The organism is Streptococcus sp. (assembly GCF_030825805.1).
In the GTDB taxonomy this organism is placed as follows: Bacteria; Bacillota; Bacilli; order Lactobacillales; family Streptococcaceae; genus Streptococcus.
Genome location: NZ_JAPJPF010000049.1, coordinates 1 through 13,318 on the forward strand (window position 1 = coordinate 1; position 13,318 = coordinate 13,318).

General features: G+C 42.2%; 9 protein-coding genes. 4 read left to right on the plus strand and 5 right to left on the minus strand.

Features of this window, described 5'->3' with window-relative positions; translation table 11 throughout:
• Positions 1-22 precede the first annotated feature (22 nt).
• Positions 23-961 (minus strand): CPBP family intramembrane glutamic endopeptidase, encoded by a 939-nt coding sequence (locus RCH62_RS07575; protein ID WP_306474949.1) that lies wholly within the window; start codon positions 959-961, stop codon positions 23-25.
• Between the two features lie 262 nt (positions 962-1,223).
• Between RCH62_RS07575 and RCH62_RS07580 the strand changes: the two genes are divergently transcribed.
• The 3 genes from RCH62_RS07580 (at position 1,224) to RCH62_RS07590 (ending at position 5,476) form a co-directional block, all read left to right on the plus strand.
• Positions 1,224-3,428: an ABC transporter substrate-binding protein/permease gene (locus RCH62_RS07580; protein ID WP_306474950.1), complete on the plus strand. Its 2,205-nt coding sequence runs from the start codon at positions 1,224-1,226 to the stop codon at positions 3,426-3,428.
• A complete protein-coding gene (locus RCH62_RS07585; RefSeq protein ID WP_048690604.1) occupies positions 3,428-4,168 on the plus strand; it encodes an amino acid ABC transporter ATP-binding protein in 741 nt (246 codons plus the stop codon). The genes RCH62_RS07580 and RCH62_RS07585 overlap by 1 nt, the downstream gene beginning before the upstream one ends.
• 153 nt (positions 4,169-4,321) lie before the next feature.
• Positions 4,322-5,476: an MFS transporter gene (locus RCH62_RS07590; protein WP_195213865.1), complete on the plus strand. Its 1,155-nt coding sequence runs from the start codon at positions 4,322-4,324 to the stop codon at positions 5,474-5,476.
• A gap of 38 nt (positions 5,477-5,514) precedes the next feature.
• On the opposite strand, the gene RCH62_RS07595 is transcribed toward RCH62_RS07590, so the two are convergent.
• The 4 genes from RCH62_RS07595 to asnS all read right to left on the minus strand — a co-directional run bounded on the left by RCH62_RS07595 (position 5,515) and on the right by asnS (position 11,868).
• Positions 5,515-7,251 carry an ABC transporter ATP-binding protein gene (locus RCH62_RS07595; RefSeq protein ID WP_306474951.1) on the minus strand — a complete coding sequence of 579 codons (1,737 nt, stop codon included), beginning with the start codon at positions 7,249-7,251 and terminating at the stop codon, positions 5,515-5,517.
• Positions 7,248-8,984: an ABC transporter ATP-binding protein gene (locus RCH62_RS07600; RefSeq protein ID WP_306474954.1), complete on the minus strand. Its 1,737-nt coding sequence runs from the start codon at positions 8,982-8,984 to the stop codon at positions 7,248-7,250. The genes RCH62_RS07595 and RCH62_RS07600 overlap by 4 nt, the downstream gene beginning before the upstream one ends.
• Before the next feature lie 116 nt (positions 8,985-9,100).
• Positions 9,101-10,300 (minus strand): MFS transporter, encoded by a 1,200-nt coding sequence (locus RCH62_RS07605; protein WP_306474952.1) that lies wholly within the window; start codon positions 10,298-10,300, stop codon positions 9,101-9,103.
• Between the two features lie 224 nt (positions 10,301-10,524).
• The gene (asnS, locus tag RCH62_RS07610) at positions 10,525-11,868 is read right to left on the minus strand and encodes an asparagine--tRNA ligase (RefSeq protein ID WP_023023415.1); all 1,344 of its coding nucleotides are present in this window, start codon (positions 11,866-11,868) and stop codon (positions 10,525-10,527) included.
• 295 nt (positions 11,869-12,163) lie between these two features.
• On the opposite strand from asnS, the gene RCH62_RS07615 reads away from it, so the two are divergent.
• On the plus strand, positions 12,164-13,216 hold the full coding sequence (locus RCH62_RS07615; RefSeq protein WP_306474953.1) for a cell surface protein: 1,053 nt from the start codon (positions 12,164-12,166) through the stop codon (positions 13,214-13,216).
• Positions 13,217-13,318: the final 102 nt, after the last annotated feature.

Sequence of the window (13,318 nt, forward strand, 5' to 3'; positions counted from 1 at the left end):
ACTTTCAGACATTACACAGAGGTTAGTCATCAAACTTTTCTTTCCTCTCCCCTAAACGATAAACAATCACTAGGGATACAAGAAGAACCAGAGTTGTGATGATCGATCCTTCTGCTCCAAATTCCCCTCCGGTCAACCAGTCAGGTCCTGATCCCATGGTAAAGCTAAAGATAGACGCATCTGCGCCCGTCCCACTTACTTGAAAACCAAGGAGATTTCCTTGTACATAGTTCCAAGTGCCGTGTTGGGCGACCACTAGCCAGATACTATCGGTGTAGACAAGGAGCAAACCAGCTAGCACTCCATCGAGGATGATATTCAGTACGGATAAGAAGGTCACTCCTGAATTCCCCAGATGAAGAAAGCCAAAGAGACTACTAGAAATCGCGATCGCTAAAGGCAAATTAGTTCTTGCAGCAATCCGAGTTAGGAGCCAACCCCGCGTCGCCACCTCTTCCGTTCCTCCTTGAAGGAGCCAAAATGGGAATAAGCCTAGAATAAAGAGGATGGGTTCTAAACTTAATTCATTAAGCTCAAAAGACCCAATTCCACCCAACTGGTAGACAAGGGCAATCACACCCATTTGAAGCAGTGAAAGCAAGATCCCCCAACCTAGATACTTAAGCCAATTCCTTTTTACAAAACCTAAAGTCGATAAGGGATTCTTCTCAATGAACTTCACCCAAAAAATAAAGAGTAAGAGAATGAATACAAAACTGAAGAGCTCATAATAAAGAAAATAATGGTAGAAAAATTCTTGGACACTTGCTCCCCCATCGCCTGGTGAAAAGAGATTTGTTAAGAACTCTATGACTAGAGAAAATGGTCCTACAAACTCACTCCCAAACCAAAGCCCACCTTCAACAAATAGGAAGCTTAAAAACACATAGAATAGTGTAGAAACAAGTACTGGCCATGAGGTGTTCGTTTTTATATCCTGAATGATCTTCCCCTTCTTCATCATCAACCTCCATTTATCTAATAGGTCCATTGTAGCAAAGAATATCTGAGACTGCAAGACTAAGTCATGTCAGATAACCTGACATGAGATGATTGAAATTCTTGATTTTAGGTTTCATTTATGATAAGATAATACTTGTAAAAAATAAATGATGAAATTCATACTTGTTTTCAGTATGAATTCTTTATTTTTTTGAGCCCTTTTGGGTATCCCTTCCATTGCTCTTTTCGAGATAACTGGATTAGATATAAAGGAGAACGAAATGAAGAAAAAACTAGTAGCATGTTTGCTTTTCTTATTTCCACTATTCGCCTTTGCGAGTCAAGCACAGGCTGAAACTGTAAAAGTCGTTTTCGATACAGCATATGCGCCCTTCGAATTTAAAGACTCAGACCAAGTTTATAAAGGAATTGACGTTGAAATCTTGGACAAGGTAGCTGAAATCAACGGTTGGACCTTAGAAAAATCATTCCCAGGCTTTGATGCAGCGGTCAATGCAGTTCAAGCTGGTCAAGCCGATGCCATTATGGCAGGGATGACCAAGACCAAGGAACGTGAGCAAGTCTTTGCGATGTCTGATACCTACTATGATACAAAAGTCGTGATTGCGACTAAGAAAGCTAACAAAATCACTTCCTATGACCAGCTTAAAGGCAAGACAGTCGGTGTCAAAAACGGTACAGCTGCTCAACGCTTCCTTCAAAAGAACAAAGATCAGTACGGTTACGAGATCAAAACTTTTGATACAGGAGATCTCATGTACAACAGTTTATCTACAGGAGCTGTAGATGCTGTGATGGATGACCAACCTGTTATCGAATACGCCATTAAGCAAGGACAAGATCTTTCTATTAATATGGAAGGAGAAGCTGTCGGAAGTTTTGCCTTTGGGGTCAAAAAAGATGGGTCACATGAAAACCTCATTAAACAATTTAATACAGCTCTTTCTCAAATGAAGAAAGATGGTACATTGGACCAAATTATTGAAAAATGGACTGGTAGCAGCCAATCATCATCTTCAACAACAACTACCGCTAGCACTTCTGTTGTTCCAGAAACGAGCACTGAAGCAGGACAAAAGGCGACTCCTAAGAAGAAAAAATACAAAATTTCTAGTGATTCCTCTTTTGCTCCCTTCGTATTCCAAAATGATCAAAGTAAATACACTGGGATTGATATGGAATTGATTAAGGCCATTGCCAAAGACCAAGGCTTTACCCTAGAAATTAGCAACCCTGGTTTTGATGCTGCGGTCAGTGATGTTCAGAACGGAAATGCGGACGGAATGATTGCCGGCATGACTGTGACAGATGCTCGTAAGGCAACTTTTGACTTCTCTGATCCATACTACACAACCAATTCAATTCTTGCTGTTCAAGAGAGTAGTAAAGTTTCTTCCTACCAAGACCTAAAAGGAAAAACAGTCGGTGTCAAAAATGGCACGGCTTCTCAAACTTTCCTCGAGGAAAACAAGAGTAAGTATGGCTATAAAATCAAAACCTTCTCAGATGGGGCTTCTATGTATGATAGCTTGAACTCTGGTTCTGTAGCTGCTATCATGGATGACGAACCTGTTATCAAATACGCCATTAAACAAGGACGTAAATTCAAAACACCTATCGAAGGTACTCCAAGTGGTCAGATTGCTTTTGCTGTCCAAAAAGATTCGAACCCTGAATTGATTGAAATGTTTAACAACGGTTTAGCCAACTTAAAAGAAAGTGGCGAATACCAAAAAATCTTGGATAAGTATCTTTCAAGCGATAGTGATGAAACCACAGAATCTACTTCAGTGGATGAAACGACTATCTGGGGCTTGCTCCAAAACAACTACAAACAATTGTTAAGTGGACTTGGGGTCACTATTGCACTAGCACTTCTATCATTTGCGATTGCTATGGTGATTGGGATCATCTTTGGAATGTTTAGTGTGAGTCCTTATAAATGGCTTCGTTGGACAGCTGAGATCTTCGTCGATGTCATCCGTGGTATCCCACTGATGATCCTTGCTGCCTTCATCTTCTGGGGGATTCCCAATTTGATCGAGTCCATGACGGGTCACCAATCCCCAATCAATGACTTCCTTGCAGGTACCATCGCTCTCTCCCTCAATGCTGCTGCTTATATCGCTGAGATTGTTCGAGGAGGGATTCAAGCAGTTCCTGCTGGTCAGATGGAAGCGAGTCGAAGCCTCGGGATTTCTTATAGCAAGACCATGCGCAAGATTATCTTGCCTCAAGCAACTAAACTGATGCTTCCAAACTTCGTCAACCAATTCGTTATTGCACTGAAAGATACGACTATCGTGTCTGCGATCGGTTTGGTCGAGCTCTTCCAGACTGGTAAGATTATCATCGCTCGAAACTACCAAAGTTTCAAGATGTATGCGATCCTTACCGTCTTCTACCTCGTCATCATTACCTTATTGACACGCTTTGCAAAACAATTAGAAAAGAGGGCTAACTAATGGCTAAATTAAAAATTGATGTCCATGACCTCCACAAATATTACGGTGAAAATGAGGTCCTAAAAGGCATCTCAACAAAATTCTACGAAGGAGATGTGGTTTGTATTATCGGACCATCTGGTTCTGGTAAATCCACCTTCCTACGCAGTCTCAATCTTCTCGAAGAAGTAACCAAGGGACAGATTACCGTGAACGGCTATGACCTGACTGATCCAAAAACCAACATTGATATCGTTCGTGAAAATGTCGGGATGGTCTTCCAGCACTTCAACCTCTTCCCTCATATGAGTGTCATCGAAAACATCATGTTTGCTCCTTTGGAGCATAAACGCATGAGTCGGGAAGAAGCTAAAGAATTAGCGATGGAACTTTTGGAAAAGGTTGGACTGGCTGACAAAGCTGATGTCTCACCGGATAGTCTCTCGGGTGGTCAGAAACAGCGGGTGGCCATTGCGCGTGGTTTGGCAATGAAGCCAGATGTCATGCTCTTTGACGAACCAACTTCTGCCCTTGACCCTGAAATGGTCGGGGACGTACTGAACGTTATGAAGGATTTGGCTAAGCAAGGGATGACCATGATTATCGTCACCCACGAGATGGGATTTGCGCGCCAAGTGGCCAATCGTGTCATCTTTACCGCTGATGGGGAATTCCTCGAAGACGGCAAACCAGACCAAATCTTCGACAACCCACAACACCCACGTTTGAAAGAATTCTTGGATAAAGTCTTAAACGTTTAATAGAAATAAAAACTGGAGTTAAACCTCCAGTTTTTTTCTTTTTCCAATTATGAAAAATATTGAAAAATTTCATTTAAATAACTTGCTAAATGAAGCAAAAAACTATACCATAGTAGAGTGTCTTTTGACCAAATATGTGACTGAAGGATGATTATGAAAAAATTATTAGAAAAGGTTAGTATCCTTTCTTTATCTCTTGTATTAACAACGTCTTTTTCGATTTCTAGCGCACTTCCCTATATGTTTGAATACTATAAGGATCTCCCTAAAAGTCAGATCGAACTCTTGGTATCCCTTCCATCCGCTGGGATTATGCTCACCCTCTTCCTCAACACCTTTATCGAACGCTTCTTGGATGAGAGAAAGATGATTATCACTGGTCTGTTAATCCTCTCAATCTTTGGAATGGTCCCTTTCATTAACCAAGCTTATCCTATCCTCTTCATCTCTCGTTTCATCTTTGGGATGGGAGTCGGATTGATCAATGCTAAGGCTATTTCAATTATCAGTGAACGCTACCAAGGGCGTGAACGAGTCCAAACTCTTGGATTTCGTGGTTCTGCCGAGGTCGTAGGGACAGCTCTCGTCACTTTATTGGTCGGCTTCCTCCTCCAATTCGGCTGGACTTCTAGCTTCCTAGCCTACGGGGCTGGCTTAATCGTTCTCTTTCTCTTCATGACCTTTGTCCCTTACCACCAGCAAGAAGAAAGTCAGCATACACAAGCCAATCATAAAGAACCACTCCAAAAAGAAGAATGGAAGTTAACTATTATTTTGGCCATTGTAGCCGCAATGATTGTCCTTTGCAACGTCGGAGTTACTCTTCGCATTCCAAGTATTGTCGCCTACACGTTCAAGGATCAACATAATTCAGCTAGCTTCATTCTAAGTGCTATGCAATTAATCGGAATTCTAGCTGGTCTCACCTTCTCTGGCCTTGTACATTTGTTCAAGAGCAAATTGATCACTTATGCCGGGATTGCTTACGGTTTCTCAATGATGGCTGTAGCCCTTTCTCCAAGCATCCCTCTTCTTGCTCTATCCGCCCTCTTCTCTGGCTATACGTATAGCACTGCCCTCACCATGGTTTTCCAAATCTTGTCAGCCAAGATTCCTGCCAAACGATTAAACCAAGTGACCTCTGTAGCCGTCTTGGGTTGTAGCTTTGGAGCGGCCATTACACCTTTCGCCCTCAATACCATCGGTCTCATCTCCGACAGCAACGCTTTCATCTTTACCGTATTAGGTATTGCTATGGCACTCCTAGCCTTCTCTCTTCTCTATCTTTTAAAAGATCAGCAGGATTAAACACAAAAGACTGGAAAAACATCCAGTCTTTTTCTGTCTTAATTACTAGAAAGTTGGGCAGTTTGCATTTTGTAATAAACACCTCTTTGAGCCATCAACTCCTTATGATTCCCATGTTCAACGATATTTCCATCTACCATGACTAGGATGAGATCCGCATTTTCAATTGTAGACAGGCGGTGGGCGATTACAAAGCTGGTCCGACCCACCATTAACTTATGAAAGGCATCCTGAATGAGCAACTCTGTCCGCGTGTCAATGGAAGAGGTCGCCTCATCTAGGATCAGAATCTTAGGTACTGCAAGAAAGACCCGAGCAATAGTCAGAAGCTGTCTTTGTCCTTGAGAGAGGGAGTCTCCCGCATCCGCTAGATAGGTATCATAACCTTCTGGAAGCTGTTGAATAAAGAAATCAGCATTGGCAGCTTTTGCTGCTTGGACCACTTCTTCCCGACTTGCATCAGGTCGACCAAAGGCGATATTCTCATGAACCGTTCCAACTTTGAGCCAAGTCTCTTGAAGCACCATCCCAAACTGCTTGCGGTAGCTAGCTAGGCTATAAGCGTCTACGGCTTCATGGTCTAAGCATAATTTTCCTTGATCCACATCATAAAAACGCATGAGAAGGTTAATCAGTGTAGATTTCCCAGCCCCAGTTGGACCGACAATGGCTACCTTGCTAGCCGGCGGGATGGAAACGGAGAGGTCCTTTATGAGAGGCTGATCAGGGCGATACCCAAAGCTAATATGATCAAATTGGACAGCTCCTTCTACAGCCTCTTCTTGCAAGTCTTTCTTGCCACTTTCTTTCACTTCCTCTTGATCCAAGACACTGTAGAGACGTTCCGCACAAGCCAAGGCACTTTGCAACTCAGCAAGAACAGAGGAGATGTCATTGAAGGGTTTGGTATACTGATTGACATAGTTGAGAAAGGTCACCAACTGGCCAACAGTAAAGCCAGTACCCGATAGGATTCGGAAGGCTCCAAATCCCGTCACCAACGCATAAATCAGGGCATTGACAAAGCGCGTCGCTGGATTAACGGTAGAGGAATAAAAAATCGCCTCTTGAGAATAACCAGCATAGTCGCCATTGATCTCAATAAACTTGTCTTTAAACTGACCCTGTGCATTAAAAGCTTGGAGTAAGCTTTCTTGACTGAGAGATTCTTCAATCATCTGTGTCTGAGCCCCACGTGCTTGGGTCTGCATCCGAAAGAGATGATAGGAACGCTTGGCAATAAAACGAGCGATAAAGAGAGATAAAGGAGTCAGGATCAAAACCATTCCCATCATCATCCAATCCAATCGGGCCATACTAGCGATGGTCACTAAAATCGTGAGAAGACCAACAAAGAACTGATTAAAGACCATGAATAGACCATTGTTCAGTTGTTCAACGTCCGTGGTCAAGCGACTGACCAAATCCCCAGTACCTTGACGATCCAGGTAAGATAAAGGAAGGACATGGACTTTCTGGATGACCTTCTCTCTTAAGTCTTTACTGTAGCGATAGATCATCTGATTGTAAACCAAGGGATTCAACCATTGAATCAGACTTGAAAAAAGAATTACTAGACCCATTTGTAAGATAAGTGGGAGCAAGAGATGTGCTGAATCAGGGAGCACCACTAAGTCTATTGCCTGCCCGATTAGGATAGGGATATAGACGGTTAACAAGACTTGTAAGATGGTTCCCAGACTGGCTAAGATGAGCCAGATGGGCTGTTTGCCTATATCAGCAAGCAAGCGCCGTAAATAAGTCTTCTGTTTCATTCTGCTCCCTCCTCTCTCTTCTGTTGGGAGAAATGAATCTCTTGGTATAAAGGATTGGTTGCCACCAAGTCTTCATGACTTCCCAAGCCGACCTGTTTGCCTTTATCTAAGACGAGAATTTGGTCAGCTCTTCGCAGACTATTGGTCCGTTGCGAGATGAGGATGAGACTGGTTTCCGTCAACTCCTCTTTTAAAGCCTGTAAGAGTCGTGCTTCTGTCAAATAGTCCAAAGCCGAAGTGGAATCATCCAACACCAAAAATGGAGCTTTGCGAAGGACAGCTCGAGCAATGGTCAACCGTTGCCGTTGACCGCCGGAAAAATTTCGTCCAAATGCTTCTACCAGAGCGTCTAGCCCCCCTTCTTTCTCACGGACGAAATCAGCTGCTTGCGCAACCTCCAAGGCCCACCACAACTGCTCTTCATTCGGTTCCTCGTTTAATCCTAGCGTTAAATTCGAACGAATGCTTCCTTTAAAGAGCTCTGCTTTTTGAGGAACTACTGCTATCCAGTCACGCCACTGACCAAGAGTCTTGGGACTCTGTCCATCTTTAAAAATGATTAGATTTCCTTGACTTGGGCCATAAAGATATCCTAACAATTGAACCAGGGTAGATTTCCCTGATCCTGTCCCTCCAATGATTCCTAGGGTTTGTCCCTTGTTCAAAGATAAGTGAATGCCTTCTAAAGACGGTTTTGCCGCTAAGGGATAGGTAAAGACAAGATCTTTGATCTCGAGAGCCAGTTGAGGATTTGAAGCAGATAGCTCATCTAACTCTTGATCCAAATCTTCACTCTTCTCATCAAATACCTGGACTATCCGACCAGCAGCAATATAGCTTTGGTTGAGCGAGGTCACAAGCATGGCTAACTTCAATAATTCTGTTAAGATTTGAAGGAGATAATTAACCAAGGCTACTAACATTCCTTGACTGAGCCTCCCCATTTGAATGGAGGCTTGTCCCTGCCAAAGAATACAAATCAAAGTCCCGTTCACGACTAAGAAAGTCATAGGACTAATCAAACTAGACCATTTGGATACTAGTAATTGCCATTTGGTATAGTCTTGGTTGACCTCATTAAACTCTGCTTCTTCATGAGCTACCTGCCCAAAAGAGCGGATAACCCTCATTCCTTGTAACTGCTGACGCGTAATGGTAACCATTCGATCCGTAATTTTCCTTATGCGCGCATAAAGAGGATTGACCAAACGAGACATAAGGACAATGATGAGGGTTAAGAGAGCAACCATACCAATAAACCACAGGGTCAGTTGCGGACTAATGGTGAAGGCCATAAAAATCGATCCGAAAACGACAATTGGCGCTCGGAGAAATAGACGTAAAAATAGATTAATCCCCGTTTGAATTTGATAAGTATCACTGGTTAAGCGCGTTACTAGACTTGAAGTGGTTAAACGGTCTCTTTGCTCCTTAGACAAGCTGAGAATCTTCTCATATAGGTCATTGGTCAATTCCTTGGTATAGCCTACCGCTGCCTTCGAAGAAAAATATTGGGCCGTTATCGCTACAAGAACCCCAAAACCAGCAAAAACAAATAAGAGACCAACCAGTCCAAATATCCCCCCTTGATCCTGACGGGGGATGAGCTGATCGACCAGATGGGCAATTAAAAGTGGAACCAGTAATTCAAAAGTTGCTTCTAACAACTTGAAAAACGGTCCCAGTATGGTTTCTTTTTTATAATTCCTGAAGTATTTCAATAAGTCTTTCATACTAGTCATTTTTCTTTCTAATGGATGTACTTATTTTACCACAATTTAGAAAGATAAAAAAACTCTCCCTGCAAAGCAGAGAGAGTCGAATAATGACCTGATGAAGGCCAGGAATTTTATTCCGTCTTTGTCCCCTCGTTTAAGATCTTGCCCATTTTCCCTAATCCAATCACTAAGAGTGGGAAAGAAAGGAGTGTTATCAGGCCTAGTACAAGAAAAACAGCTACAAATCCACTAGTATCAATCAACCAACCAGTCAGTGGGAAGATCACGATCATGGAAAGACTAAACATCATGGAGTTGATACTCAGCATGGTTGCTCGTACACTAGAAGGTAAATAAGATTGTAACTCATTGTAGTAAATGGGTTGATAAACTGCATATAGTGCATTAGTCAAAAGATAGACACTTAGATAAGCGAAAGGAGTCTTTACACCTACCAAAAGTAAGGCCAATCCAGTCAGTGCAACTAGAATCGGAAAGACTTGATTACTATTCCATTTTTTTCCGATTTGACTAGCCAGATAAACCGCTAGGAGATTGAATCCACTACCAATCAACATGATAAGCGAAACTTGCCAACTGGCTAAGTCACTGATTTTCTGTTGGTAGTAAAAATAAAACATACACATGATGGTTCCTACCAACTGATAGGTGAGCATCCAGTAAAAGAGTACTGGTTTCTCCTGCCATTCTTGTTTCACTACTACCAATATCCGCTTTAAGGTCAAGTGACTTCTTTCATCACTCTTGCTCTCTGGCTCTTTCATCAGAAAAATCAAGAGAATGGAAAGCAAGGAAAGTCCAATAGCAATATAATAGGTCCAAGCCAATGCTCCGTGAATAAAGAAGCCTGCCACAACTGTACCTAAGGTTCGGGTGACTTCTGCCACACCAGATAAAAAGCTAGAAATCTGAAGATATCGGTCCTTTTGATCAGCTTCAACAGCAGAATCATATAAGAAAGCGGTACTGGTCCCTGAGTCAAAATTGTAGGACCAAGCATTGACCATCATAGCAATCGCATAAATCCAAAAATTCCCCTGACCAAACAAAATCAAGATAGAGGACACAATACTGGCCAAGCGAGCCAAATAGAGATTGGTCTTGTAGCTAAATCGATCGGCCAACATACCAGAGGGGATTTCACACAAGAGACTGGTCCCATGAAAGATACTTTCTAGTAAACCGATTTGAAGCAAGGATAGACCATTTTGGATAAAAAATAAAATCCAAAAACTGGTAATCCCAAAATAAGATGTGAATTCCAGACCTGCTAGGAGTGGAATATTGCCTTTGTAAGTTCTTTTAAACATTGTTTTCTCTCTTTCAATATGTAGTATGACTGTTTCTAAAAGACTTACTGAGAGTTGCCTACATTTTCTCCACCTCTTTCATTTAAAGTAATACTCAATGAAAATCAAAGAGCAAACTAGGAAGCTAGCCGCAGGCTGTACTTGAGTACGGCAAGGTGAAGCTGACGTAGTTTGAATTTTATTTTCGAAGAGTATAAAAACGCCAGACGGCGTTTTTATGGCTATTAAGGTTTGATACGGTGCAACATACGTGGGAATGGAATGGCTTCACGGATGTGTTTAGTTCCAGCTGCGAAGGTTACCATACGCTCGATACCGATACCAAATCCACCGTGTGGGACTGTACCGTATTTACGAAGGTCAAGGTAGAATTCATACTCTGTAAGATCCATACCAAGTGATTCCATCTTAGCGACAAGGGCATCGTAGTCTTCCTCACGCATGGAACCACCGATGATTTCTCCGTAACCTTCTGGTGCAAGCAAATCTGCACAAAGCACGCGATCTGGGTTCCCAGGAACTGGTTTCATGTAGAAGGCCTTGATGTCTGCTGGGTAGTTAATCACAAAGGTTGGTACACCAAAGTGATTTGAAATCCAAGTTTCGTGTGGTGAACCGAAATCATCTCCATGCTCTAGATGTTCATAGTCAGCGTCTTCATCATTTTCATGTTCTTGCAAAAGATCAATGGCTTCATCGTAAGTAATGCGTTTGAATGGCTCTGCAATGTAGCGTTTCAAGAGCTCTGTATCACGTTCCAAGGTTTCCAAGGCTTGAAGAGCACGATCTAGAACACCTTGAAGCAACGCTTTAACATAAGCTTCTTGCAAGTCAAGTGACTCGTCGTGTGTCAAGTATGAGTACTCCGCATCCATCATCCAGAATTCAGTCAAGTGACGACGAGTTTTTGATTTCTCCGCACGGAATACTGGACCAAAGTCAAAGACACGACCAAGAGCCATAGCCCCAGCTTCAAGATAAAGCTGTCCTGATTGGCTCAAGTAAGCTGGTGTTCCAAAGTAGTCTGTTTCAAAAAGTTCTGTAGAATCTTCTGCAGCATTTCCTGAAAGGATTGGGCTATCAAATTTCATGAAGCCATTCTTGTCAAAGAACTCATAAGTTGCATAAATGATTGCGTTACGAATTTGCATCACTGCTACTTGTTTGCGTGAACGCAACCACAAATGGCGGTTATCCATCAAGAAGTCTGTACCGTGTTCTTTTGGAGTGATTGGATAATCTTGAGATTCACCGATGACTTCAATGTCTGTAATATCGAGCTCATAACCAAATTTAGAACGCTCGTCTTCTTTGACAATCCCTGTTACGAAAACAGATGTTTCTTGGCTTAGACGTTTGATGGTGTCAAATTTTTCAAGACCTACTTCTTCGCCGAATTTTTCGATAAAGTTTGGTTTGAAAGCAACACCTTGGAAGAAGGCCGTTCCGTCACGCAATTGCAAGAAAGCGATCTTCCCTTTTCCTGATTTATTCGCAACCCAAGCACCGATAGTCACTTCTTGACCGACGTAGTCTTTAACTTCAATGATGGTAATCCGTTTTGTCATAATACATCTTCCTTTTCTCGTTAAACTTGTCCGAAGACATGATCACCTTTCATTTTACCACAAATAAGAGCCGATAGCTATCTCTCACAATCTAAAAATCCGGCTTTTTTTACGAAAACTGACTTTTAATAAAAAAATAAATCAACTTTTTCAAATTCTTGAACCGATTTAAATATTTTATCCTATATTTTGATTTTTCAAAGGAAAATCCTGTCATTTTAAGTCTCAATAGCAGTCATTTTTGACAAGTAAAAAGCTTGCAAGTTATACTATCAGTATGTATAAGGAGGAAAATATGAAAAAGAAAATTCAACTCACCACGGGATTGTGTGCAGCTGTTTTAGCCCTCAGTCTCGCAACAACCACTTTTGCTGATGAGCAGACAGCCCCTGTCACTGCTCCTATCTCTGAACGACAAGATACGGTTGCTCCTGTTTCAGTCATTTCAGAGAGTTCAGCTACTGCAATTACCAATGAAACAATATCCCCACTTCCGAGCGAAGAAACAGCTAGCCTGACGGCTGAGGAATCAACCCCAGCTCCTGCTGAGACTCCAGTTGATCCACGAATCTCTGAAATTCGTGTCATCCATCGTCGTCGGACTCTGAAACCAGACTTTTCACCAGTTGCATCTTCAACAGATATCGTATACAAGACAGTTAATGCCCGTGCTTTTACTGAATATGACGTCTCTGGAAATGGACCAGCAACGGTTACAGACGAAAACGGAAAAACATGGTATCGAGTAAGATATTCTGATCTCGATATCAAAGATGGATTTTCATACAATAGCGCTCCTGAAAAAGGCACTGCCACCGCGCCCGTCATTGAAGTCATCCATCTCTATGATGATATCGATTTGAATCCGGAAGTTGTAAAACGTGCTCGTTTTGTAGACGAAAAGGGACAAGAAATTGCACCTTCCCAAGAAAACAGCGTCGAGCGGAGCCTCGATTTGGCTTATGAAGCTGGTCTACCAACAGCACCCGCTCAAATCCAAGCTAATGGAAAAACTTATACCTTCCAATCAGCTGACAAAGAAGAATTGACCTCCCACAAACTTCATGTTTCTAACTTGGTTACTGTGACCTATTTCTATAAAGAAGTCACCACACCAATTGTTGAGAAACCGTCAACACCTTCTGTTCCAGAAAAACCTGTTCAGAAACTTCGTCTTCCAAAAGGAAATAACGGCGCCAAAACACGCGTACCTGTTAGCAAGAAGACTCAAGCAAAACCATCTAGTCCAGAAGTGAAAAAATTCCGCCTTCCAAAAGGAAACAATGGGGCTAAGACCCGTGTCCCTGTGAAAAAGGCGAATACTATTCTTTCTGTCGATTTCTTATAATTCTAAAGAAAAGAGGCTGGGACAAAAGTCCTAGCCTCTCAATTGTCTTTGGATTGTCGATCAAGACGCAGTGGTTGAGTGGGCTCTACTACGCTGATTTCA

Excerpts from the sequence above, each read along its gene's own strand:
- RCH62_RS07575 (WP_306474949.1), bottom strand. The coding sequence starts at position 961 with ATGAAGAAGGGGAAGATCATTCAGGATATAAAAACGAACACCTCATGG.
- RCH62_RS07580 (WP_306474950.1), top strand. The coding sequence starts at position 1,224 with ATGAAGAAAAAACTAGTAGCATGTTTGCTTTTCTTATTTCCACTATTC.
- RCH62_RS07585 (WP_048690604.1), top strand. The coding sequence starts at position 3,428 with ATGGCTAAATTAAAAATTGATGTCCATGACCTCCACAAATATTACGGT.
- RCH62_RS07590 (WP_195213865.1), top strand. The coding sequence starts at position 4,322 with ATGAAAAAATTATTAGAAAAGGTTAGTATCCTTTCTTTATCTCTTGTA.
- RCH62_RS07595 (WP_306474951.1), bottom strand. The coding sequence starts at position 7,251 with ATGAAACAGAAGACTTATTTACGGCGCTTGCTTGCTGATATAGGCAAA.
- RCH62_RS07600 (WP_306474954.1), bottom strand. The coding sequence starts at position 8,984 with ATGAAAGACTTATTGAAATACTTCAGGAATTATAAAAAAGAAACCATA.
- RCH62_RS07605 (WP_306474952.1), bottom strand. The coding sequence starts at position 10,300 with ATGTTTAAAAGAACTTACAAAGGCAATATTCCACTCCTAGCAGGTCTG.
- asnS (WP_023023415.1), bottom strand. The coding sequence starts at position 11,868 with ATGACAAAACGGATTACCATCATTGAAGTTAAAGACTACGTCGGTCAA.
- RCH62_RS07615 (WP_306474953.1), top strand. The coding sequence starts at position 12,164 with ATGAAAAAGAAAATTCAACTCACCACGGGATTGTGTGCAGCTGTTTTA.